Source organism: Streptomyces sp. NC-S4 (assembly GCF_054353315.1).
In genome coordinates this window covers 4,426,887-4,450,118 of record NZ_CM135937.1, presented here as the reverse complement: position 1 = coordinate 4,450,118, position 23,232 = coordinate 4,426,887, and the positions used below count along the sequence as shown (strand labels likewise).

Sequence of the window (23,232 nt, the reverse complement as noted above, 5' to 3'; positions counted from 1 at the left end):
GGACCAAGGAGAACGCAATGAGTCACGTACCGCAGCACGTCCCGTTCGAACTCAGCGGCACCGCACTGCGCGACGCCATCGTGCAGTACGCCACGAACCCGATCTTCCTCGACAACCTGGACTGGCAGAACGACGACAACCCCTACCGTCGCCAGCTGCGCCCGCAGGTCCTGCCGCACCTCGACTTCGACAAGGTGCCGGGCCGGGAGAACATCCTCGACTACACGAGCCTGGCCGTGCAGCGCCTGCTGACCTCGATCTACGAGGCGGACCTGGTGTTCTTCCCCAAGTCCGGACTGGAGGGCAAGGAGGACGACTTCCGCGCGTTCTACAGTCCGGCCAACCGGGCACTCGGGGAGCGAATACGCCCGGCCCTGGAGCGGTACGCCTTCGGTTTCCTCGACGACGAGGTCGAGACGTCCGGGAAATGGACGAAGGCGAGCCTGGACAGCTACCTCGACTCCCTCGACATGGGCGGCGGCGAGGAGCTGTCACCGATCGAGGCGGCCGTCACCGGCTCCACCGACCCCGAGCGCGCCGCCCGCATGTGGCTGGTCCAGTTCGCCCCGGACTTCCTGTCCGAGGCGTCGCCGATGATGCGCAACGTCCTCGGCTACTACGGGCCGGTCCAGTCCGAGTGGTTCAAGGTCGTCATCGACGAGTACGGCTACGGCGTGCACGACACCAAGCACAGCACCCTGTTCGAGCGGACGCTGGAGTCCGTCGGACTGAAGTCCGACCTCCACCGGTACTGGCAGTACTACCTCAACAGCAGCCTGCTGCTGAACAACTACTTCCACTACCTGGGCAAGAACCACGAGCTGTTCTTCCGCTACGTCGGCGCCCTGTTCTACACCGAGAGCTCGCTGGTCGACTTCTGCCGGCGGGCCGACCGCCTGCTGCACGGCGTCTTCGGCGACTCGGTCGACACCACCTACTTCACCGAGCACGTCCACATCGACCAGCACCACGGCCGGATGGCCCGCGAGAAGATCATCGCGCCGCTCATCGAGGCGCACGGCGAGGGGATCATCCCCGAGATCGTCCGGGGCATCGAGGAGTACCGGGTGCTCCTGGAGGTCGCCGACAAGGACTTCGTCGCGCAGATCTCCTGGATGGACGACCAGCCGGAGCTCAAGAAGCTGCACGGTCCCGTCTACGAGGCCATCAGGGAAGGCCGGGTCCAGGCGCCGGTGGCGCACCTGGTCGAGCCGTTCAACGAGCTGTCGAACACGCACTGCCACGAGGGCGACGAGCTCTGCCACATCGTCTCCGGCACCATGCGCTTCGAGAGCGGGCTCGGCTCGTCGCTGACGCTCGAGGCGGGCGAGGGGGTCGTCATCCGGCGCAACCGGCTGCACGGCGCCGACATCCTGTCCGAGGAGTGCGTCTACGAGATCCACTCGGTGGGGGACTACCGCAAATGCCTGTAGTGAGCTTCCCCGTCGCGGGGCGGGAGAACTGCGTGGTCGTCGCCGGGACGGCCTACGTGTACGCCACGGTCGGCGGCCGCGGCTTCGTGATGAACGCCCAGTGCCCCCACCGCGGCGGCCCGCTCCACCTGGCCGGCGTGACGCCGGACGCCGGCCGGCTGATCTGCCCCTGGCACGACCGCAAGACGTCCGCGGCGCGGCTGCGCAACGAGATCCCGGCCGTGCGGACCGGGGACCGGGTCACGGCGGTCTTCCCCGACCGTCCCGCCCGCGACCGGGCGGCCCCGGCCGACGTATGCGGCCGCACCAGCCGTGAGTACCGGCCATTGTCGGCGGAACTCGCCCGCCCGGGCGCGGCGGTCTGATCCCATCCCGTTGCACCCGGCGCCGGGTGCAACGGCCTGCACCGACCCGGTGTTCTACAGGTGGCGGCGCACCGGCCGAAGGCATCACGACGAACGAGGAGTGTGGACCATGGCGTGGGACGGCGAGAAGCCGCTTCTGCTGCTGATCGGGAGCAGCGGTCAGCGCAGCAGGGAGTTCATTCTGCGGACGGTGAGCACGCGTTACGCGTTATGGCTCCTCCAGCCCGCGCCGGTGAGCTGGGAAGAGCCCTACGTCGTGGGCTCCACGGTCGTGGACAACACCGACCCGGACGCGCTGACGGCGGCCGCGCGGCAGGTGGCGGCCGAGCACACCCTGGCCGGTGTGTTCTGCTACGACGAAGGACTCGTGACCCCCGCCGCGCACGTGGCACAGGCGCTCGGGCTGCCGGGCAACTCCCCCGAGACCGTCATCGCCTGCCGGGACAAGGCCGCCACCCGGTCCGCGCTGGAGACGGCCCGGGTGCCGCAGCCGGCCTCGATCGGCGTACGGTCCCTGGCCGAGGCCCGGGCGGCGGCGGAGAAGATCGGCTTCCCCGTGGTGCTGAAGCCGCGCGGGCTGGCCGGCGGGATGGGCGTGCGCAGGGCCGACGGCCCCGAGGACGTGGAGAACGCCTACCGGGCGGCGTCCGGCGCCTCCTACCCCGGTGTTCCCGTCTTCGACGTGTCGGTGCTCGTCGAGGAGTTCGCCGACGGCCCCGAGATCAGCGTCGACGCGGTCTTCTTCGACGGGGAGTGCGTTCCGCTCGTCGTCGCCCGCAAGCAGGTCGGCCTGGCGCCCTTCTTCGAGGAGACCGGCCACGAGGTCGACGGCGCCGACCCGCTGCTGACCGATCCGGAGCTGCTGGAGGCGCTGCGGGCCGCGCACGCCGCCCTGGACTTCCACACCGGCGTCAGCCACACCGAATTCCGCATCACCGCCGGCGGACTGCGCCTGATGGAGGTCAACGCCCGCCTCGGCGGGGACATGATCCCCTACCTCGGGGAGCTGGCCACCGGCGTCGACGTCGCGATGGCGGCGGCGGACACCGCGGCCGGGGTCCGCCCGGACACCGCGGTACGCCACCGCAAGGCCGCGGCCATAGCCTTCCTGTACCCGGACCAGGACATCGAGATCGATGCCGTGACCGTCCACGAGGACCGCTTCCCGGCCGGTGTCCACAGCGCCGACGCGATGGCCGGTCCCGGCGCGGTGCTGCGTCTGCCGCCGCGCGGCTACATCTCCCGCTACGCCCGCGTGATCGCCCTCGCCGACTCGGTCGAGCAGGCCCGCGCCGCCCTGCTGAGCGCCTCCGACATCGTGGAGCTCGACTCCCGCCCGGCGGAGGTACCCGCTCCGTGACGAACACCGGACACGACTCCCCGGAGGGCCGCAGGGCCGCCCGGCCGTCCGTCGTACAGACCCTGCGCGGGATCCCGGGACCGATCTGGCTGGTCCTGGTCGGCATGCTGATCAACCGGCTGGGCAATTTCCTCCAGATCTACCTGGTGCTCTACCTCACCGACAAGGGCTTCAGCACGTCCGAGGCCGCCCTCGCCCTCGGCGCGTACGGGGTCGGCTCGGTCGTCGGCGTCCTGGCGGGCGGCTCGATCTCCGACCGGGTCGGCTACGCGTGGACCATCGTCGGCTCCATGGCCCTGGCCGGCCTGCTCACCCTGAGTCTGGTCTTCCTCGACAGCATGCCGGCGGTGATCACGGTGGCCGCGGTGCTCGGCATCGCCGCCCAGGCCTACCGGCCCGCCTCCTCGGCACTCCTGGTGGAGGCCACCCCCGAGGAACACCACGTGATGGTGTTCGCGGTCTACCGCATGGCGTTCAACCTCGGCACCACCGCGGGCCCGCTCCTCGGCGCCCTGCTCATCAGCTACTCGTACGACCTGATGTTCTACATCGACGCGGTGACGTCGGTCGGCTTCGCCCTCTTCGCCCTGGTCCTGGTCCGCACCGGCCGGAGCGCCGCTCCCGCCGCCGGGGATCCGCAGGCCGACGGCGCGTCGTACCTGGCCGTGCTCCGCGACCGGCGCTACCTGCTGTTCCTGCTGGCGCTGTTCCTCAACGCCGTCGTCTACATCCAGCACACCTCCGCGCTGCCGCTCCAGCTCAAGGCCGACGGCCACGGACCGACCTTCTACTCCGCCCTGCTCTCGCTGAACGCGGCCATGGTCATCTGCCTGGAACTGCTGTTCACCAAGTACGTCCAGCACCTCCCGGGACGGTTCGCCGTCGCGCTGGGCGTCGGCCTCGTCGGCGTCGGCATGAACCTGTACGTGGCCGGTCCCGGCATGGCCATGTTCGTGATCGCCACGGTGGTGTGGACGGTCGGCGAGATGATCGGCACCCCGACCGCCTCCGCCTGGCCCGGCAAGGTCGCCCCCGCGCACCTGCGGGGCCGCTACATCGCCGCCTCCGCCTTCCCGATGCAGATCGGCTACGCGATCGGCCCGGTGATCGGCATCGCGGCCTGGCAGGCCTCGGCCGCCTCCGTGTGGTGGCTGTGCGGAGTGCTGACCGCCGTCGCCGTCGTCGTCACCCTGATCGGCATGGCCGAACCGTCCGCCGACCGGCAGCCGCGGACCGCGGACGCCGATCCGGCGGCCGCCCCGGCACCCGCCGAAACCCCCTGAGCCCCGTCCCCCGTGCCGCGGTTGCCCGGCACGCCGTGATCCGGAAGTGAGCGAAGCTGCCCATGGCCTACGCAGACGGCATCGAGAATTTCGTGAAGACGGTCGACGGCGCCCTGCCGCCGGACTTCTACACCTACCCCGTCGAACGACAGCGCGCCCTGTACGACGGGCTGACCGAGGTCCTCCCGATCCCGGTGCCCGAGGGCGTGACCCACCGGGACGCGAGCGTCACCCACGGCGGGCGCACCGCCCGGATCCGCATCTACGAGCCGGCCCGGCGCACCGGCGACGCCGTGCTGTTCTACATACGCGGTGGCGGCTTCGTCATCGGCTCCCTCCACAGCCACCACAGCCTGGTCGCCGAACTCGCCGACCGCACCGGCCTGGTGGCGATCGCCCTCGACTTCGGCATGGCCCCGGAGAACCCGCACCCCGGCCCGCTGGAGGACTGTTACGCCGGACTGTGCGGCACCCTGGCCGACCTGCCCGCCCTCGGGCTCGACTTCATCGACCCCGAGGGCGCGGTGCTCTGCGGCGAGAGCTCCGGGGCCAACATGGCCGTCGTCCTCTCGATGATCGCCCGCGACCGGGGCGGCCCCCGGCTGCGCGGCCAGGCGGTCATCAGTCCGGTGCTCGACTTCACCCGGTGGCGGCACGGCGGCGAGGACGCGCCCCTGCTCTCCGGCGGGGAGATGGAGTTCTACACCGCGTGCTACTGCCCGGAGCCCGGACAGGCGGAACTCCCGTACGTCTCGCCGCTGCTCACCGGCACCTTCCACGACCTGCCGCCCGCCTACGTCGTGGGCTGCGAGATGGACTCGCTGCGCGTGGACGCCGAGAAGTACACCGCCCGGCTGCGACAGAACGGCACGCCGGTGACGTACGTGATGGAGGAGGGGATGGTGCACGCCCCGGTGCGCGCCCGCCGGATCAGCGAACCGGCCGGGGCGTTCTTCGCCCGCTACTGCGACGCCGTGGCCGCCCTGGCGGCCGGAGAGGCGGCCGGCCGTGACGAGCGCTGAGCGGACCCCGGACGCACCGCAGGGCCCCTGCGTGATCGTCGACCCGTACTCCTCGGGGGCGCTGTTCGCACCGACGCTGGCCGACCACGGCGTCCCGGTGGTGGCGGTGGTCACCGGCCCCCGGCCGCCGGAGGCCTACGCCTCCTCCTACCAGCCGCAGGACTTCCCCGAGGTCATCGTGTACGAGGGCGACCTGGAGGCCGTCGCGCAGCGGCTGCGGGAGCTCGACCCGCGGTGCGTCGTGGCGGGCTGCGAGTCCGGGGTGGAGCTGGCCGAACGGCTCGCCCCGCTCGTGACGCCCGAACGGTGCAACGTCCCCGGGCTCGCCGATGCCCGCAGGGACAAGAGCGCCATGGCGGCCGCCGTCGCCGCGGCCGGTCTGCCGATCATCCCGCAGATCTGCACCGCCGACGCCGAGGAGGTGGCGGCCTGGCTGGAGCGCGAGGGCCTGGCCGGGGCGGACCTGGTCGTCAAGCCGCCCAAGAGCGCCAGCACCGACGGCGTGATCAAGCTGACCGGCGGGGAGGACTGGCGGAGCGTGTTCGCGCGCCAGCTCGGCCGGGTCAACCAGTTCGGCGAGGTCGACGACCGGCTCCTGGTCCAGAAGTTCGTCACCGGCACCGAGTACGTGATCGACACCTTCAGCCACGACGGCAAGCACGCCGTGGTCGACGTGTGCGCCTACCGCAAGGTCGACAACGGTCCGCACATGGCCGTCTACGACACCATGCGCTGGCTCCCCCCGGACGATCCGGCCCTGCCCGGCATCACGGAGTACGTCTTCGGCGTCCTGGACGCGGTGGGTCTGCGCTTCGGCTCGGCCCACGTCGAGGTGATGGGCACGGCGGAGGGTCCCCTGCTCATCGAGCTCGGTGCCCGGCCGCACGGCGGCGGCCAGCCGCGCTTCAACCGCAACGCCACCGGCGACAGCCAGATCGACCGGACCGTGCGCTGGCTGACCGGGGGCGAACTCCCGCAGGGCTACGAGCTGCTCGTCCACCAGATGTGCGTCTTCCACATCGCGCCCCGCTCCGGAACCGTCCGCGGCACGGCCGCCCTGGACGGCCTCCGCGACCTGCCCAGCCACCACTTCTCGGTCCAGAACCTGTCCGACGGCGACCACGTCCGCGCCACCCGGGACCTGGTCGACAGTCTCAACTTCGGATTCGTGATCCTCGCCCACCCCGACGCCGGGCAGATCCAGCGGGACTACGAGGCCATCAGGGCCGCGGAACGCCTGCTTTCCATCGAGGAGCAGCGATCAACACCGCCGCCTTCCTGATCAGTTCCCTGGTGGTGATCATGACGCCCGGCCCCGACCTCGTCATGATCACCAACCTGGTGCTGAACGGCTCCCTGCGAGTGGCCACCGCCGCCGCACTCGGCATGATCACCGCGGGGGCCGTCCAGGCCGGACTCGGCGCGGCCGGGCTGGCCGCGCTCCTCGCGGCGAGCCCCGGGCTGTTCGCGGCCTTCCGCTGGGCCGGCGCGGTCGTACTGCTCGGCTGGGCCGTGCTCGCCCTGCGGCGGGCCACCGGCCGGGCAGGCGCACCGGACCCGGCACCGGACCCGGCACCGGCGCCGTCGCCCCAGGCCGCGGTCACCGTCCCCGCGCACGCGCACGCGACGGGCGAACCGCCCGCCGGCCCCCCGCCGCCCGGACCAGGGGCCGGCGGCACCGGCCCCTCGGTGCGCCAGGCTTTCGGGCAGGGCCTGCTGTGCACCGGGTCCAATCCCAAGGTGGGCATCTTCCTGATGGCCTTCCTGCCCCAGTTCGTGCCCGCGGGCATGGCCCCCGAGATCGGGGTCCCCCTGCTGGCCGCCTGCTACCTGGCGCTGGGGCTGCTCTGGCTCCTCACCTGGATGAGGCTGGTCCACCGGCTCGCCCCGCACCTGCGGTCCCCACGGGTGCTGCGGATCACCGACGGCCTCACCGCCGTCGTGTTCGGGCTCTTCGCCGTCCGGCTGGCACTCGGCGGGTGACCCGGCCGCCCGCTCCCGCCCCGCTGCGGTCACACCGACCGCAGCGGGCACTGCGCGTCCTCGCGCAGCGCCAGTCTGCGCGCATAGCGCAGCAGCGGAGCGGGGAGGGAGAACCGGTTGGGCGCGCACTCCCGGAGCAGGCTCGCACCGACCAGCCGGCGCAGTGCGCGCGTCGCCTCCAGCGGACTCGTGCCCGCCAGGTCGGCCATGGCGTAGCCGCTGACGAGCCGTCCCTCGGTCCGCGCGAACAGCCGGAACCAGTGGCGCAGGGGCTCCGGGAGGGACACGTAGGAGAGTTCGAACGCCGCGTGGACCGCGGTGAACAGGTCGTCGGTCTCGACCGGCAGTTCCCGGAACGCCCCGGCCTCCTGCAGTTCCACGCAGAGCTGGGCGATCCCGACCCCGGGATGCTCCTCCAGCCGGGCCGCGAGCAGCCGGATCGCCAGCGGCAGACCTCCGCACTGCCGGTTCAGCGCCCGCGCGGCCAGCGGTTCGGCGTCCACCCGCCCGCTGCGCAGCAGCCGGGACAGCAGGGTCAGCGCCTCGTCCTCACCGAGCACGTCCAGGTCGAGCCGCGGCACACCGTCCCGGGCCACCAGCCCCGGCAGGGTGTCGCGGCCGGTGACGAGGACCGCGCAGCCGGCCGCGCCCGGGACGAGCGGCCGGACCTGGCTCTCCTCGCGCGCGTTGTCCAGCACGATCAGCATCCGCCGGTCCGACAGCAGGGTGCGGTACAGGTTCGCGGCCTCGTCGAGGGACCGGGGGAGCTCCCGGTCGGGGACGCCCAGGGCGCGCAGGAACGAGGCGAGGGCCTCCTGCGGGTGCAACGGCCGCCGGTCGGCGTACCCGTGCAGGTCGACGTACAACTGCCCGTCCGGGAACCGCTCGCGCACCCGGTGCGCCCAGCGCACGGCCAGCGCCGTCTTGCCCACCCCGGGAAACCCGGTGACCAGCACGGCCGGGACCTGCCCGGCCCGTTCGCCGGTGGGCAGGAGCAGCCGGTCCAGCCGTTTCAGTTCGGCGGCGCGGCCGACGAAGCCCGTGCTCGCGGCCGGTGTCTGGGACGGCCGGGGCCTCGGCGGGGGCGCGACGAGCCGGGGCGCGGGCGCGGCCGGCACGTCGAACGCGGCCCAGGCGGCCGCCGGTCCGGTCCGCGGCCACGGCAGCTCCTGGTGCAGGATCCGCAGGTGGGCGCGGCGCAGTTCGTCACCCGGCTGGACGCCGAGCTCCCGGTCGAGCCGGCGGGCCACCTCGGAGTAGATCCTCAAGGCCTCCCGTTGCTCGCCGCAGCTGGCCAGCACCAGCATCAGCCGCGCCTGGAGTCCCTCGTGCAGCGGTTCCTCCTCCGTGGCACCGCGCAGGGCCGCCAGCACCCGCTCGGGCCGCCTCACCTGCAAGGAGAGGTCCGTGTGGAGCAGCAGGCTCTCCACCCGCTGCCGGGCGGCCGCCATGGCCGCGGGGTGGTGCGGCAGCAGCGGCTCGCCCGCCAGCAGCGGGCCGCGCCAGCAGTTGTAGGCGCGTTCGGCCAGCTCGTGGGCGGCTTCCGCGTCCCCGGCGCCGTGCGCCTGCCGCGCCCGTGCCCACAGGTCCTGGAACTGGGTCAGGTCGACCTGGTCGCGCTCCAGTTCCAGCACGTAGCCGGTGTGCGTGCGGGCCAGGAACGAGGGGGCCGGGGTCTCCGCCCGGCCACCGGGGAGCAGCAGCACCCGGCGCGCCTGGCTGACGTAGGTGTGCACCAGGTTCTGGTACGAACGCGGCGGATCCTTCGGCCACAGCGTGTGGGTGATCTCGCCCAGGCCGGCCGCCTCGGGGTACCGCAGGGCGAGCAGGGCCAGCAGGCGCCGCACCTTGGCCGCGTGGACGTGGGCCTCGACACCGCGGTAGCGGACCGACAGCGGACCGAGGATGCCGATGTGGAGCCGCTCGTCCCCCGGGCGTACGGCCTCACGTGCGGGCGGCGCCAGGCGGCGCGCGGCGTCCGCGTCGAGGCCCAGCACGCGGGCCAGCAGCCGCACGGTCCGCGTCTGGGGCCGGTGCACCCGGCCGTGCTCGATGTCCCGCAGGACCCGCACGCTCACCCCGGCGCGTTCCGCCAGCTCGCGCTGCGTCAGTCCCTCCCGGCCCCGGAACGAGAGGAGCCGTTCACCGAACGACCAGCTGCCGCCGCTTAAGTCTTCGTCCGCGGTCGCGGTGCCGCGGACTGGGTTCCCCATCATGTCCGGAATGCGGGTACGGCCGAAAGGAATACGGAAAGGAAACGTCTTGTGAATCGTTTTTCCATTGCTGTGCGCAGAACGCTCGCCACCACGCCTCCCCCGAGACCTCGCCGGATCTTGAGCAGTCCGAACCGCGCGCGACCCAGCTGAGCGCCACAGCTCGTCCGCAACTCTAGCTTCGCGGTGCGACCACTGGTCAAGGGTCCCGCCCCCTTTGTTCCGAACCGGTCGCATCGCACCCCTTGCACCTCCGGCTTTCCGGATCCTTCGAATATCGGCCAGTTGGCGAGAAATAGACAGTCCTGCCGCGGCCCGCCGGAACACGATCTCCACGGGACCCGGGAAACCGCTCGGGCGCGTCCGATATGCGGATGACATAAAGGGAACCGGATATCGCATCGAATGCGAATGACAGGCGAAGGAAAAGAATTCTCGCGCGAGGTGCAACGTTCTCACGCGGGCCGGTGTTCACAAGGGGGATGGACGAGACGACCCTGCCGCTGACGGAACTGCTCGCGACCGACCTGGACGACGGGTTCACCGAACTCGTACGCACCCAGGCCGGCACCGTGCGTTCCGTCCTGCTGCGTCTGTCCGGCTCCGCGCGGGACGCCGACGACCTGGGCCAGGAAACGTTCCTGCGCGCCTACTCCGCCCTGCGCGACTACCCGCCCGAGCGCCGCGGGCAGCTCCAGCCGCGCGCCTGGCTGCTGACCATCGCCGCGAACGTGTGGCGCAACCACGTCCGCACCCTGAGCCGGCGGCCCGGCGTCGCCGACGGTGTCGAGGTGACGGCCATCGAACTCCCGGACTGCTCCCCCGGGCCGGAGCAGCTCGCGCTCGACGGCGCGCGCCGGGCCCGGCTGGTGGCCGCTCTGTCCGGGCTGCCGGACCACCACCGGCTGCCCGTGGTCCTGCGGCACATCGGCGAGCTGAGCTACCAGGAGGTGGCCGGGATCCTGGACTGCCCGGTCGGCACGGTCAAGGCCCAGGTGTCGCGGGGCCTGGCCGCCCTGCGCGCGGAGCCCGGCCTGGCCGCCGACCGCGGGACGCACGGAGCGGCCGGGCCGGGGACGGCGCCGGCTGAGACGAAGACGAAGACGGCGCACGAAGCGGCCCGGACGGAAAGGAAGGAGGCGACGGGATGAGACTGCCGGACGAATTGGACACGTTGCGCGAGGCGGCACCCGCGGGGTTCGCGGCACGCGTGCTGGACCGCGTCGGCGTTCCGGCACATCGCTACGACTGCTACGTGCGGGCGGACTCCCCGGTCGGCCCCCTCTACGTCGCCCACGGGCGGGGGGCGGTGACCGGCGCCGCCGCCACGGACTGGTACCCCGACGACCGGGCGTTCGAGGACGCCTACCGGGCCCGGACCCGGCGGTCGGCGCTCTCCGGGGTCAAGCCCCCGCCGGGTCTGGCACGGGCCCTGCGCGGCCGGGACCGGACCCTGCGCTACGAGTTCGGGCCGCTCGCCGACGAACAGCGCGCCGTCCTCCAGGCGACCCGGGCCATCCCGTTCGGGCAGCTCCGTCCGGCGGCCTGGCTGGCGCGCGAGGCCGGACTGCCGGGTCTGGCACCCGAGACGGTGCTGGCCGCGGTCCGGGCCAATCCCGTACCCGTACTGGTACCCGCGCACCGGCTGTGCACGGACGACGGACTCCCCGCGGACTGCGGACTGCCGGCCGGTTTCGAACGACGGCTGCGGGAGTGGGAGGGCGTGGACGCCGAGCGGGTGGAGCGGTTCGTGCGGGCGGGGGCCCGGTTCCTGGGCAGCGGTACCACGCGGATCTTCTGCTACCCGACCTGCGCGCACGCGCGCCGCATCACCGCCCGCCACGAGGTGCCCTTCACCTCGGCCGACGAAGCCTCCGCCGCCGGGTTCCGGGGATGCCTCAGCTGCCGGCCGGCCGTCGTCTGACCCTCGGCCCTCGCCCCTCCGCCCTCCGCCCTCCGCCCTCCGGACGACGCACGTTCAGCGGTCGGCGGCGATCAGGTCGAGCAGGCCGGGGAAGCGCTGGTCGAGATCCGCGCGGCGCAGCGTGGCCGCCCGGCTGTTGCCTCGGTCCACCTGCCGCACCAGGCCCGCCTCGCGCAGGATCCGGAAGTGGTGGGTGGTCGTCGACTTCGAGACCGGGAGGCCGAAGGAGGCGCAGGTGCGCTCCGCGCCCACCGGTTCCGCCAGCAGCTCGCGCACGACGGAGTAACGCAGCGGGTCGGAGAGCGCGTTCAGCACGGCCGGCAGGCTCATCTCCTCCGGCAAGGGGTGGCCGTCCTCGTCGGGCATCACGCCCTCCTCCCTTTAGGTACGTCTTGCATCATACCTACACCCTGTGTCAGCTTAAGGTTCGACTAAAACCGAACCTGGCCGCCATCGGGCCGGGCCCAGCCTGGAGTTGTGCCCATGAATACGCAGACCGCACCGTCGGCCGCACCGCCGTTACCCCCGGCGCCGACACCCACACCCGCCTCGCGCCCCCGCCGTGGGTGGTGAGCACCGCGTGACACACACCCAGGTCCTGGTCGTCGGGGGCGGGGCCGTCGGAATGCTCCTCGCCGCCGAGCTCGGGCACCACGGCGTCCGCACCGTCGTCCTCGAAGCCGAACCACGGACCGTCGACCGCCCCAAGGCCGGCACCCTCCACGCCCGCACCGCGCAGGGCCTGGCCCGGCGCGGCCATCTGGCCGTGCCCGTCGCGACCGAGGACCTGCTGGGCCGCGGCCGCGCCGAAGGGTTCCACTTCGCGGGCGCGCCGGGGCTCGTCATCACCGCCCCCGCCACCGAGCCCGCCCCCGTGCTCGGCCGCTCCCAGGCCGAACTGGAACGCGGCTTCGAGCGCCGGGCCCGCGAACGGGGCGTCGACGTGCTGCGGGAACACCGGGTGACCGACATCGTCCAGGGACCCGACGCCGTCCACGTGTCCGCCCAGGGGCCCGGCGGCGTACGCCAGTTCACGGCCGAGTACGTCGTCGGCGCGGACGGTGCCCGCAGCACGGTGCGCGAGCTGGTCGGCTTCCCCTCGGACAGCAGCCCGGCCACCGTGTCCGCCGGGCTCGGCCTGGTGCGGCTGCCCGACCCGGACAGCGTGCCGTACGGCTGGCACCGCACCCCGCGCGGCTGGACGATCGCGGGCGTCAACCCGTACGGGCACAGCCGGTTCATCACGATCGACTTCCGGGGCCCGCACCCCGACCGGCACTCCCCGCTCACCCTCGACGAGCTGCGCGGGGAGGCCGAACGCATCGTCGGCCACCGCGTACCCATGACCGACCCCCGGTTCCTGTCCCGTTTCAGCGATTTCGCCCGGCTGGTGCGCAACTACCGGCAGGGCCGGGTCCTCCTCGCGGGCGACGCCGCCCACATCCACTTCGCCGTGGGCGGGCAGGGCCTCAACCTGGGGCTGCAGGACGCGCTCAACCTGTCCTGGAAGCTCGCGCACACCCTCGCGGACACCGCGGGCAAGGGCCTGCTCGACACCTACGACGCCGAACGCCGGCCCGCCGCGCAGCGCGTCATCGACAACACCCGGGCCCAGCTCGCCCTGATGCGGCCGGACCCCGGGCTAGACCCCCTGCGCGACCTCGTCGCCGAGCTCCTGGAGATCGACTCGGTGAACACCCGTCTGGGCCACATGATCAGCGCCCAGGAGACGGTGTACCCCGCGCGCACCGGGCGCGGCTCCCGCTGGGAGGGCAGGTTCCTGCCGAACCTTCCGCTCACCACCGCCGACGGCCCGACCGATCTGACCCGGCTGCTGCTGCCCGGCCGTCCCCTCCTGCTCCTGCTCGGGGAGGCCGGCCGCGCCCACGGCGAGCAGGGCGCGGCCTGGGCCCACGTGGTGCGCACGGTGTCCGCGACCCCCGCCCGGCCGCTCCCCTGGGACGCCGTCCTCGTCCGGCCCGACGGGTACATCGCCTGGGCCCCGGACGGCGACTCCCTGGCCGGCACCCTGCGCGACTGGTTCGGCGAGCCCCTCCGACGGACATGAAAAATGCCCTCCGGGACTGCGTTTCCGCAGGTCGGAGGGCATTTGGATGTGGAGCCTAGGAGATTCGAACTCCTGACATCTGCCTTGCAAAGGCAGCGCTCTACCAACTGAGCTAAGGCCCCGTGGAAGTGGACGCACCTGTCCCGTGCGGGAGGTGAGGCCGTTCCGCAGAACAGAGTACCGGGTGTACCCCCTCATCTCGCAAAATGATAGGGACTCCCGCCGTGCGACCACTCTCCGTAAGATGCTCGCGAGGTTCGCACCAGCGAAGGGGAGTAGTAAGAGTGGACGCGGTACAACAAGAGGCCACGGCCAGAGCCAGAGAGCTTCAGCGCAGTTGGTACGGGGAGCCGCTGGGAGCGCTCTTCCGACGGCTCATAGATGACCTCGGCTTGAACCAGGCCCGCCTCGCTGCCGTCCTCGGACTGTCGGCGCCCATGCTGTCCCAGCTGATGAGCGGCCAGCGAGCCAAGATCGGGAACCCGGCCGTGGTCCAGCGCGTCCAGGCCCTCCAGGATCTCGCCGGCCAGGTGGCCGACGGAAGCGTCAGCGCCGGGGAGGCCACCGACCGGATGGACGAGATCAAGAAGACCCAGGGGGGCTCCGTCCTCAGCAACAGCGGTCAGACCACCACCAGTTCCGGCGCGCCCACGGTCAAGCGGGTCGTCCGCGAGATCCAGTCGCTGCTGCGCTCGGTCTCCGCCGCGGGCGACATCATCGACGCGGCGAACACCCTCGCCCCCAGCCACCCGGAACTGGCAGAGTTCCTCCGGGTGTACGGCGCGGGCCGGACCGCCGACGCGGTCGCCCACTACGAGGCCCACCAGAACTGACACGCGCGGGGCGGACGACGGGTGACGGGGGACGGGCGCAGCGATGGGTGAGGTCTTCGCCGGTCGGTACGAGCTGATCGATCCGATCGGACGCGGTGGCGCGGGTGCCGTATGGCGTGCCTGGGACCACCGCCGTCGCCGCTACGTGGCCGCGAAGGTCCTCCTGCAGAGCGATGCCCACACGCTCCTGCGGTTCGTACGGGAGCAGGCGCTGCGGATCGACCATCCGCACGTACTGGCTCCGGCCAGCTGGGCGGCCGACGACGACAAGGTCCTGTTCACCATGGACCTGGTCGGCGGCGGCTCGCTCGGCCATGTGATCGGGGACTACGGTCCCCTGCCGCCGCGGTTCGTGTGCGGCCTGCTCGACCAGCTCCTTTCGGGGCTCGCGGCGGTGCACGCGGAGGGCGTCGTGCACCGCGACATCAAACCGGCCAACATCCTGATGGAGGCCACCGGGACCGGGCGGCCGCACCTGCGGCTGTCCGACTTCGGCATCTCCATGCGCAAGGGCGAGCCCCGCCTCACCGAGACCGACGTCGTGGTCGGCACCCCGGGCTATTTCGCCCCCGAGCAACTCCTCGGCGCCGAACCCGACTTCCCTGCCGACCTCTTCGCCGTGGGACTGGTCTCCCTGTACCTGCTCCAGGGGCGCAAGCCCGATTCCCGCGCGCTGGTGGAACACTTCCTCGCGCACGGCACCCCGGGCGCCCCCGAAAGCGTTCCCGCACCGCTCTGGGACGTCATCGCCGGCCTCCTGCAGCCGGACCCCCGAAACCGCTTCCGGACGGCCACAGGGGCGCGCAAGGCCCTTGCCGAGGCCGTGGAGCTGCTGGCGCCGCCCGCCCCGGACGAGGATCCGGTGGAGGTGTTCGACCAACTCGGACCGCTGCCGCCCGGATTCGGCCCGCAGGGCCCCCCGAGCACCGCGGCCGGGGCCCCGCCCGCCCCCGCCGCCGGGGCGGCCCCTGCGCCCGGAGCCTCGGCCTCCGTGACGGTGCCCGCGGAGCCCGTCCGGACCGACCCTCGCGGTACGGCGCGGACCGCGCCGACGGCCCCGTATCCGGCCGCACCCGCCGCTCCTGCCCCCGCCGCCGCGGCCGTCCCCGGCTCCGCCGTCCTCCCGGCCCCGGTGCCCGCGTACGGGCCCTCGGAGACGGGCAGCTTCCACCTGCCGCCGCCGGCCGCACCGGCGGCCGCGGTCTCCCCCGTCCCCGCCGGGACGCCGGTCCGGGCGGGCGGCGGGATCTCCCCGCCCCCGGCGAAGGCGGTGGCCTCCCTGCTCGCCGCGGCGCTGCTCTGCTTCGCGGTGGGCGTCTGGGCCCTCACCCGGCTGTAGGACCGCGCCCCCGCCGCCCGAGCAGCGTCCAGCCGCCCAGCACCAGCAGCAGGACCGTCCCGGTGCCGAATCCGGCGCCCGCCACGATCCGCATCGCGGCGTGCCGCTCTGCGGCCTCGGCGGCCTCCGGGGCGGTGAGCCCCTCCCTGGCCGCGGCCCGGTCCCCGTCGCCCACCCCGAAGCCCCCGGCGGCCGGACTCTCCTTGTACGCGGGTGCCTTGGCCGGCGTACCGGTGACGTCCAGCCGCAGGGTCAGCGGCACGGGCGCCGCGTCCTCGGTGAAGTCGGCGACCTTCGCGCCCATGGTCACCGCGGCGTAGTACCAGCCCGCGACGGAGACGGGCTGCACCTTCGAATCACTCGCGAAGCGGTTCTCGTAGGCGACGGGCGGGGTCTTCTCCAGGGTGATCCCGGCCTGCTTGCCGTCGTACGAGGTGTCCTTGTCGGAGATCGGGCCCCGGTAGGGGCTGTAGAGGGAGACGGTGAGCCCGCCCGAGGCCGAACCGTAGTTCTTCGTCATCCTCGCGGCGGCCAGTTCGGCGCCGAACCCCAGCTGCTGCCCCCAGTCCAGCGGGACCCGGTAGAAACGGGTCTGCCCGGGCCGCATCTCGTCGCGCCACACCCCGGCGCCCAGGGCGCGGGCGTCGTTGAAGCCGGTGCCGCCGCTGCGGGGCACCGCCTCGGTGCCGGGCAGCACGGGGGCGCCCGAGGGCCAGCCGTCGGGCGCGGCGGTGGGGCCGCCCGGGCCGCGGCCGGGCTCCCGCTGGACCTTGATCTCCAGCGGCCAGGGGGTCTGGTCGTAGCCCTTGGCCGAGGTCCGCGTGATCTTGGCGTAGTACACGCCCGCGGGCGCGCAGTCCTCGTCCTCGGCTCCCCGGCGGACGCCCGCGGCGCTGATCGGGTAGGGGTCGTAGCCGAAGTTCGCCCGGCCGCCGCTGCGGGGGCAGGAGCGCCCGGCCGTGGTCATGATCTCCACGTGGATGCCGTCGCCGCCCGAGACCTTCGCGCCCGCCGCGGGGCGGACCACGGCGGAGACGTAGACGTCGGAGCCGTCCTGGTCGAGGACGAGCCGGTACATGCGCTCTCCCGGCCCGAGCGTGTCCCGGTAGACGCCGCCGGCCTCGATCTGCGGGGCGTCGGCCGTGGAGGGCTTGCCCTCGATCGCCCTGGCGCCGTCCGCGGCCCGGTAGGCCGGGAGGGGGCCGGGCGCGGCCCCGTCGGCGTACGCGACCCCCGGCGCTCCCGCCGCCAGGCCCAGGGCCACCGCCCACGCCGTCGTCCGTCCCCGCACCATCGCGCCCACCCCGAGTTTGCTTGCGCAAGCCAAATCTTTACATAACGGAATTTTTCGTCACAGAGCAGCACAAAGCCCCGGCCGCAGTGGCAGCCGGGGCTTCATGGGATCAGCCTTGGGTCTCACACACCGGAACCAGAGGGCACGGAGTCGGTTGCCTCCGTCCACAGGTCCTGCTCGGCGCGGTCCGCCTGGATCTGGCGGTACACGAGGAGCCCGCCGATGGCGGCCAGTGCGACCAGGAGCAGCTTCTTCACCGCGCGACCTCGTCTTTCGTTGACGTAGGGGACTTCTGGCGCCCAACAATACACACCGACCGATACCGATCGGTGACCTGGCGGTGCACCAACTGGCCCAACGACAAAGACCCCCAGGCCTTGGCCTGGGGGTCTTCGACACTGTGGGGCTAACAGGATTTGAACCTGTGGCCTCATCCTTATCAGGGATGCGCTCTAACCAACTGAGCTATAGCCCCATCCGCGCTGCGCGCTGACTCCTGAAGATTAGCGCACAGACCCGGTCAGGCCAAAATCCGTTGTCCGGGGGCGTCTGCGCAGGTCATCCGACCCGTCGCGGCCGCCCTGACGCAGGGCCTACTCGTCCTCGGCGAGGGTGAGCTCCACACCGCCGACGAAGCCCGCCGACAGGTTGTAGATGAACGCACCCAGCGTCGCCAGTGCCGTCGCCAGCACCACGTCGATCACCGCGATGACCGACGTGAAGATCAGAACGCGCGGCAGCGACAGGAACGACTGGAGGTCGAAGCCGTTGCCCTCGTTCGAACCGGTCGCCTCGCTGATCGTGCCGCCGACGGTCGAGAAGACGCCCATCGCGTCCATGACCATCCACAGCACGGCCGCCGCCACGATCGTGCAGATGCCGAGCGCGATCGACAGCAGGAAGCTGACCTTCATGACCGACCACGGGTCGGCCTTGGCCACCCGCAGTCGCGCCTTGCGCGTGCGGGGGGCCGTACGGACCCCCGTGCGCGGCTTGCGCTGCGCGCCCGCGGCCGGGCCGCCCTGCGCCGTCCCGGGGCCCGTGGGCGCCGGGTAGGCCTGCGGCGGGTGGTACGGCTGTGCGGGCTTGTCCTGGCCGGCGTCCGCGCCGACCGACGGCTTCGGACCTCGGGTGTCCGTCACGGTTCCCCCCTGGGAGTCCGCGGCAGGGCCACGGGCACCGTTCGCTCCAGTCTTGGCCGGTCCGGCGCCCGTGGCTCCACTCACGACTTACTCCTCGTGCTCCCCGGCCGAGGGCTGCGTGCCCTCGGCGGCCTCGGCGACCTGTCCATCGGCCACCTCGGTGTCGTTCTCGTCGGCCTCGACCTCGTCAGCTTCCTGACCGGCCTCGGCGTTTCGGGCGATGCCGACCACGGCATCGCGCTTGCCCAGGTTGATCAGCTGGACGCCCATGGTGTCACGGCCGGTCTCCCTGACTTCGTTGACGCGCGTGCGAATCACACCACCGCCGAGCGTGATGGCGAGAATCTCGTCGCTCTCGTCGACCACGAGCGCCCCGACGAGCGATCCGCGGTCCTCCACGATCTTGGCGGCCTTGATGCCCAGACCGCCACGGCCCTGGACGCGGTACTCGTCGACCGGCGTCCGCTTGGCGTAGCCGCCGTCGGTCGCGGTGAAGACGAACGTACCCGGCCTCACAACGTTCATGGAGAGCAGTTCGTCACCTTCACGGAAACTCATGCCCTTCACGCCCGAGGTGGCGCGGCCCATCGGGCGCAGCGCGTCGTCGGTCGCCGTGAAGCGGATCGACTGCGCCTTCTTGCTGATCAGCAGCAGGTCGTCCTCGGCGGACACCAGCTCGGCGCCGATCAGCTCATCGGCGGTGCCGTCGGCGCCGTCGGCGCCGGTCTCCCGGAGGTTGATCGCGATGACACCGCCGGAGCGCGGCGAGTCGTAGTCCTTGAGCGCCGTCTTCTTCACCAGGCCGCCCTTGGTGGCCAGGATCAGGTAGGGCGCCGCGTCGTAGTCGCGGATGGCGAGGATCTGGGCGATCTTCTCGTCCGGCTGGAAGGCCAGCAGGTTCGCCACGTGCTGCCCGCGGGCGTCGCGGCCGGCATCCGGCAGCTCGTACGCCTTGGACCGGTAGACCCGGCCCTTGTTCGTGAAGAAGAGCAGCCAGTGGTGCGTGGTGGAGACGAAGAAGTGGTCGACCAGGTCGTCCTGCTTCAGCTTGGTGCCGCGCACGCCCTTGCCGCCGCGCTTCTGCGACCGGTAGTCCTCGGTCTTGGTGCGCTTGACGTAGCCGCCGTGCGTGATCGTGACGACGATGTCCTCTTCGGCGATCAGGTCCTCGATGGACATGTCACCGTCGAAGGGCACCAGCTTGGAGCGCCGGTCGTCGCCGAACTTCTCGACGATCGCCGCCAGTTCCTCGCTGACGATGGAGCGCTGGCGCTCCTCCGAGGCCAGGATGGCGTTGTACTCGTTGATCTTGGCCTGGAGCTCGTCGTGCTCGGCGACGATCTTCTGCCGCTCCAGGGCCGCGAGGCGGCGGAGCTGCATCTCCAGGATCGCGTTCGCCTGGATCTCGTCGATCTCCAGGAGGCCCATCAGGCCCTCGCGCGCGATCTCGACCGTGTTGCTGCGCCGGATCAGGGCGATGACCTCGTCGATCGCGTCCAGCGCCTTGAGCAGACCGCGCAGGATGTGGGCGCGCTCCTCCGCCTTGCGCAGGCGGAACTTCGTGCGCCGGACGATGACCTCGATCTGGTGCGTCACCCAGTGGCGGATGAACGCGTCGATCGACAGCGTGCGCGGCACGCCGTCCACCAGCGCCAGCATGTTCGCGCCGAAGTTGGTCTGCAGATCGGTGTGCTTGTAGAGGTTGTTGAGCACGACCTTGGCGACGGCGTCGCGCTTGAGGACGATCACCAGGCGCTGGCCGGTCCGCGACGAGGTCTCGTCACGGACGTCGGCGATGCCGCCGACCTTGCCGTCCTTGACCAGGTCAGCGATCTTCTGCGCGAGGTTGTCGGGGTTGGTCTGGTACGGGAGCTCCGTGACCACCAGGCACTGGCGGTTCTGGATCTCCTCGACCTCCACCACCGCGCGCATCGTGATGGAGCCGCGACCGGTCCGGTACGCCTCCTCGATGCCCTTGCGGCCCACGACCAGGGCGCCGGTCGGGAAGTCCGGGCCCTTGATCCGCTCGATGAGCGCGTCCTGGAGCTCCTCGTGCGAGGCGTCCGGGTTGGCCAGGTACCACTGCGCGCCGTCCGCGACCTCGCGGAGGTTGTGCGGCGGGATGTTGGTGGCCATGCCGACCGCGATACCGGCGCTGCCGTTGATCAGCAGGTTCGGGAAGCGCGCCGGCAGGACGGTCGGCTCCTGGTTGCGGCCGTCGTAGTTGTCCTGGAAGTCGACGGTCTCCTCGTCGATGTCCCGGAGCATCTCCATGGCCAGCGGCATGAGCTTGCACTCGGTGTAGCGCATCGCGGCCGCCGGGTCGTTGCCCGGAGAGCCGAAGTTGCCGTTGGAGTCCACCAGCGGCATGCGCATCGACCACGGCTGGGCCAGGCGGACCAGGGCGTCGTAGATCGAGCTGTCACCGTGCGGGTGGTAGGTACCCATGACGTCGCCGACGACGCGGGCGCACTTGTAGAAGCCCTTCTCGGGCCGGTAGCCGCCGTCGTACATCGCGTACAGCACACGACGGTGGACGGGCTTGAGGCCGTCCCGTACGTCGGGCAGCGCACGCGAGACGATGACGGACATCGCGTAGTCGAGGTAGGAGCGCTGCATCTCCGTCTCGAGCCCGACGGGCTCGATGCGCAGCACGGGCTGCTCCTCCGCGGGATTCTCTGCGGTGGGGGTGGTTTCGTCGGCCATTGCTGGTCAGAAGTCCTTTCAGGCGGCGGTCAGCGGAGCCGACTCAGATGTCGAGGAAGCGGACGTCCTTGGCGTTGCGCTGGATGAAGGAACGTCGGGCCTCGACGTCCTCACCCATCAGCACCGAGAACAGGTCGTCGGCCTGCGCCGCGTCGTCGAGCGTGACCTGGCCGAGCACGCGGTGGTCCACGTCCATGGTGGTGACGCGCAGTTCCTCGGCGTTCATCTCGCCCAGACCCTTGAAGCGCTGGATCGAGTCTTCCTTGATCCGCTTGCCGTTCTGCTTGCCGAGCTCCACCAGCGCGTCCCGCTCGCGGTCCGAGTACGCGTACTCGAAGTCGTCCCGGCCCCACTTGATCTTGTAGAGCGGCGGGCGCGACAGGTACACGTGGCCGGCCTCGACCAGGGGCCGCATGAAGCGGAAGAGGAAGGTCAGCAGCAGGGTGTTGATGTGCTGGCCGTCGACGTCGGCGTCCGCCATCAGGATGATCTTGTGATAGCGGAGCTTCTCGATGTCGAAGTCCTCGTGCACACCGGTGCCGAAGGCGCTGATCAGCGCCTGGACCTCGGTGTTCTGGAGGATCTTGTCGATACGGGCCTTCTCGACGTTCAGGATCTTGCCGCGGATCGGCAGGATGGCCTGGTACATCGGGTTGCGGCCGGACTTCGCGGAACCACCGGCCGAGTCGCCCTCGACGATGAAGATCTCGCACTTGGTCGGGTCGTTCGACTGGCAGTCGGACAGCTTGCCCGGCAGCGAGGCGCTCTCCAGCAGACCCTTGCGACGGGTGAGGTCACGGGCCTTGCGGGCCGCGACGCGCGCCGTGGCCGCCTGGATCGACTTGCGGACGATGTCCGCGGCCTCGACCGGGTTGCGGTCGAACCAGTCGTTGAGGTGCTCGTGGACGACCTTCTGCACGAAGGTCTTGGCCTCCGTGTTGCCCAGCTTGGTCTTCGTCTGGCCCTCGAACTGGGGCTCGCCCAGCTTGACCGAGATGATCGCCGTCAGACCCTCGCGGATGTCCTCGCCGGCGAGGTTGTCGTCCTTCTCGCGCAGCAGCTTCTTGTCGCGCGCGTAACGGTTCACCAGACCCGTCAGGGCCGCACGGAAGCCCTCCTCGTGCGTACCGCCCTCGTGGGTGTGGATCGTGTTCGCGAAGGAGTAGACGCCCTCCGTGTACTGCGAGTTCCACTGCATCGCGATCTCGACCGAGAGCATGCGCTCCTTGTCCTCGGCCTCGACGTCGATGACGGTCGGGTGGATGAGCTCACCCTTGCGCGAGTTGAGGTACTTCACGAAGTCGACGATGCCGCCCTCGTAGTAGTACTTCACCGTGCGCGCCTGGGGCTCGGCCGTGTCCGCGTCCGGGTCGTCGGCGCCCGCGGTCGCCTTCGCCGACTCGCGCTCGTCGGTCAGCGACAGGGTCAGGCCCTTGTTGAGGAAGGCCATCTCCTGGAAGCGCCGCGACAGCGTCTCGAAGGAGTACTCGGTCGTCTCGAAGATGTCGCCGTCGGCCCAGAAGGTGACCGAGGTGCCGGTCTGGTCCGTCTCCTCGTTCTTGGCCAGCGGGGCCGTCGGCACGCCCAGCTTGTAGTCCTGCGTCCAGCGGTGGCCGTCCGTCTTGACCTCGACCGCGACCTTGGTCGACAGGGCGTTCACGACGGACACGCCGACGCCGTGCAGACCACCGGAAACGGCGTAGCCGCCGCCGCCGAACTTGCCGCCCGCGTGCAGGACCGTCAGGACGACCTCGACGGCCGGCTTGCCCTCGGACGGAACGATGCCGACCGGGATACCGCGACCGTTGTCGATCACGCGCACCCCACCGTCGGCGAGGATCGTCACGTCGATGGTGTCCGCGTGCCCGGCCAGCGCCTCGTCGACCGAGTTGTCGACGACCTCGTAGACGAGGTGGTGCAGACCACGCTCACCCGTCGAGCCGATGTACATACCCGGCCGCTTGCGGACCGCGTCCAGGCCCTCGAGGACCTGGATCGCACTGGCGTCGTAATTCTTCTCGTTGGAGTCGCCGGAATCGGCCACGAAGCGCCCTTTCTGGCACAGCACAGCCCGTACTCCGGACCAGCAAGTGCGCCGGCGGGAGCGGCCGCGTCGATCTGCGTTGTCTGCGTGATCCCGCGAACGGGCGGGATTTGCTTCAGTCTACCGGTACCACGGACATGAATGGGGGTTTGCCGGTACCTGAGTCCGCATGTGCCGCCCTGAACCTCCTCTCTCCGACTCCCCACATCCGGGGAGGGGCTCA

The 23,232-nt window shown here is 71.5% G+C and carries 19 protein-coding genes and 2 tRNA genes; 12 read left to right on the top strand and 9 right to left on the bottom strand.

The window, feature by feature from the left end:
* Positions 1–17: 17 nt before the first annotated feature.
* From ACXNSR_RS19840 to ACXNSR_RS19810, 7 genes are all read left to right on the top strand, one after another.
* Positions 18–1,433: an iron-containing redox enzyme family protein gene (locus tag ACXNSR_RS19840; RefSeq protein ID WP_458636883.1), complete on the top strand. Its 1,416-nt coding sequence runs from the start codon at positions 18–20 to the stop codon at positions 1,431–1,433.
* Positions 1,424–1,798: a Rieske 2Fe-2S domain-containing protein gene (locus tag ACXNSR_RS19835; RefSeq protein WP_458636882.1), complete on the top strand. Its 375-nt coding sequence runs from the start codon at positions 1,424–1,426 to the stop codon at positions 1,796–1,798. The genes ACXNSR_RS19840 and ACXNSR_RS19835 overlap by 10 nt, the downstream gene beginning before the upstream one ends.
* 109 nt (positions 1,799–1,907) lie before the next feature.
* On the top strand, positions 1,908–3,158 hold the full coding sequence (locus ACXNSR_RS19830; RefSeq protein WP_458636881.1) for an ATP-grasp domain-containing protein: 1,251 nt from the start codon (positions 1,908–1,910) through the stop codon (positions 3,156–3,158).
* A complete protein-coding gene (locus ACXNSR_RS19825) occupies positions 3,155–4,441 on the top strand; it encodes an MDR family MFS transporter (protein ID WP_458636880.1) in 1,287 nt (428 codons plus the stop codon). Before ACXNSR_RS19830 ends, ACXNSR_RS19825 begins: the two co-directional genes overlap by 4 nt.
* 62 nt (positions 4,442–4,503) lie before the next feature.
* The gene (locus ACXNSR_RS19820) at positions 4,504–5,463 is read left to right on the top strand and encodes an alpha/beta hydrolase (protein ID WP_389804334.1); all 960 of its coding nucleotides are present in this window, start codon (positions 4,504–4,506) and stop codon (positions 5,461–5,463) included.
* A complete protein-coding gene (locus ACXNSR_RS19815) occupies positions 5,450–6,745 on the top strand; it encodes an ATP-grasp domain-containing protein (protein WP_458636879.1) in 1,296 nt (431 codons plus the stop codon). Before ACXNSR_RS19820 ends, ACXNSR_RS19815 begins: the two co-directional genes overlap by 14 nt.
* A gap of 20 nt (positions 6,746–6,765) precedes the next feature.
* The gene (locus ACXNSR_RS19810; protein ID WP_458636878.1) at positions 6,766–7,446 is read left to right on the top strand and encodes a LysE family translocator; all 681 of its coding nucleotides are present in this window, start codon (positions 6,766–6,768) and stop codon (positions 7,444–7,446) included.
* Positions 7,447–7,475: 29 nt separating this feature from the next.
* On the opposite strand, the gene ACXNSR_RS19805 is transcribed toward ACXNSR_RS19810, so the two are convergent.
* Entirely contained in the window at positions 7,476–9,662 is a 2,187-nt protein-coding gene (locus tag ACXNSR_RS19805) for a BTAD domain-containing putative transcriptional regulator (protein ID WP_458636877.1), read from the bottom strand.
* A 479-nt stretch (positions 9,663–10,141) separates the two neighbouring features.
* On the opposite strand from ACXNSR_RS19805, the gene ACXNSR_RS19800 reads away from it, so the two are divergent.
* Entirely contained in the window at positions 10,142–10,810 is a 669-nt protein-coding gene (locus ACXNSR_RS19800; protein ID WP_458636876.1) for an RNA polymerase sigma factor, read from the top strand.
* Positions 10,807–11,583, top strand: coding sequence for an MGMT family protein (locus ACXNSR_RS19795; RefSeq protein WP_458636875.1), 777 nt, complete (start codon positions 10,807–10,809; stop codon positions 11,581–11,583). The genes ACXNSR_RS19800 and ACXNSR_RS19795 overlap by 4 nt, the downstream gene beginning before the upstream one ends.
* Before the next feature lie 54 nt (positions 11,584–11,637).
* Here ACXNSR_RS19795 and ACXNSR_RS19790 read toward each other — a convergent pair whose 3' ends face one another.
* Complete coding sequence (locus tag ACXNSR_RS19790) at positions 11,638–11,949, bottom strand: ArsR/SmtB family transcription factor (RefSeq protein WP_458636874.1); 312 nt, start codon at positions 11,947–11,949, stop codon at positions 11,638–11,640.
* A gap of 214 nt (positions 11,950–12,163) precedes the next feature.
* Between ACXNSR_RS19790 and ACXNSR_RS19785 the strand changes: the two genes are divergently transcribed.
* Complete coding sequence (locus ACXNSR_RS19785; protein ID WP_458636873.1) at positions 12,164–13,651, top strand: FAD-dependent monooxygenase; 1,488 nt, start codon at positions 12,164–12,166, stop codon at positions 13,649–13,651.
* A gap of 49 nt (positions 13,652–13,700) precedes the next feature.
* On the opposite strand, the gene ACXNSR_RS19780 is transcribed toward ACXNSR_RS19785, so the two are convergent.
* Positions 13,701–13,773 (bottom strand) — tRNA-Ala (locus tag ACXNSR_RS19780).
* Between the two features lie 162 nt (positions 13,774–13,935).
* Here ACXNSR_RS19780 and ACXNSR_RS19775 point away from each other — a divergent pair.
* Both ACXNSR_RS19775 and ACXNSR_RS19770 read left to right on the top strand, forming a co-directional pair.
* A complete protein-coding gene (locus ACXNSR_RS19775) occupies positions 13,936–14,484 on the top strand; it encodes a helix-turn-helix domain-containing protein (protein WP_030012999.1) in 549 nt (182 codons plus the stop codon).
* Positions 14,485–14,527: 43 nt separating this feature from the next.
* Entirely contained in the window at positions 14,528–15,823 is a 1,296-nt protein-coding gene (locus tag ACXNSR_RS19770; RefSeq protein WP_458636872.1) for a serine/threonine-protein kinase, read from the top strand.
* On the opposite strand, the gene ACXNSR_RS19765 is transcribed toward ACXNSR_RS19770, so the two are convergent.
* The 6 genes from ACXNSR_RS19765 to gyrB all read right to left on the bottom strand — a co-directional run bounded on the left by ACXNSR_RS19765 (position 15,810) and on the right by gyrB (position 23,033).
* Complete coding sequence (locus ACXNSR_RS19765; RefSeq protein WP_458636871.1) at positions 15,810–17,117, bottom strand: hypothetical protein; 1,308 nt, start codon at positions 17,115–17,117, stop codon at positions 15,810–15,812. The two genes, ACXNSR_RS19770 and ACXNSR_RS19765, sit on opposite strands and share 14 nt — an antisense overlap.
* Positions 17,118–17,239: 122 nt before the next feature.
* A complete protein-coding gene (locus tag ACXNSR_RS19760; RefSeq protein ID WP_208809277.1) occupies positions 17,240–17,374 on the bottom strand; it encodes a DLW-39 family protein in 135 nt (44 codons plus the stop codon).
* Positions 17,375–17,518: 144 nt separating this feature from the next.
* A tRNA-Ile gene (locus ACXNSR_RS19755) sits at positions 17,519–17,592 on the bottom strand.
* A gap of 118 nt (positions 17,593–17,710) precedes the next feature.
* On the bottom strand, positions 17,711–18,259 hold the full coding sequence (locus ACXNSR_RS19750) for a DUF3566 domain-containing protein (protein ID WP_458636870.1): 549 nt from the start codon (positions 18,257–18,259) through the stop codon (positions 17,711–17,713).
* An 87-nt stretch (positions 18,260–18,346) separates the two neighbouring features.
* Complete coding sequence (gene gyrA, locus ACXNSR_RS19745) at positions 18,347–20,965, bottom strand: DNA gyrase subunit A (protein WP_458636869.1); 2,619 nt, start codon at positions 20,963–20,965, stop codon at positions 18,347–18,349.
* Between the two features lie 43 nt (positions 20,966–21,008).
* The gene (gyrB, locus tag ACXNSR_RS19740) at positions 21,009–23,033 is read right to left on the bottom strand and encodes a DNA topoisomerase (ATP-hydrolyzing) subunit B (protein WP_458636868.1); all 2,025 of its coding nucleotides are present in this window, start codon (positions 23,031–23,033) and stop codon (positions 21,009–21,011) included.
* Positions 23,034–23,232: the final 199 nt, after the last annotated feature.